Origin of the sequence: Nocardioides humilatus, assembly GCF_008373755.1 — a bacterium.
GTDB classification, from domain to species: domain Bacteria; phylum Actinomycetota; class Actinomycetes; order Propionibacteriales; family Nocardioidaceae; genus Nocardioides; species Nocardioides humilatus.
In genome coordinates this window covers 1-320 of record NZ_VUJV01000203.1, presented here as the reverse complement: position 1 = coordinate 320, position 320 = coordinate 1, and the positions used below count along the sequence as shown (strand labels likewise).

The following is a 320-nucleotide window of genomic DNA, read 5'->3' as shown; positions in this document are numbered from 1 at the left end:
CTATGAAGGAACGTGAATTTGAATGGCTCTCTGAAACCGGTAGCTCTCTTATAGAGGTAGCAAAGAAAGAGGAAAAGTCATATAGCAAAAACACATCAAAACAGTTGAAGGACATGGAAGAAAGATGGCGAAAACTCCAGGAAACTGGTAGATCTAGAATTGTGAAGATTACTGAATTACTAGAAACTATAACACAGCTCGAAGAGAGGCTTACAGAAATCAGAATAAAACTACACGTCATAGAGTCGAAATTGACAACGACTGTTATCTTAGAATACCTAACGACAAAGAGCGTGGATGAGAAATTCAAAGAACGAGAC

General features: G+C 38.1%; 1 protein-coding gene. It reads left to right on the top strand.

What is annotated here, in order from left to right; translation table 11 throughout:
• Positions 1–320, top strand: a 320-nt coding sequence (locus F0U44_RS24455; RefSeq protein WP_223163835.1) for a hypothetical protein, incomplete at both ends; no start/stop codon positions are given.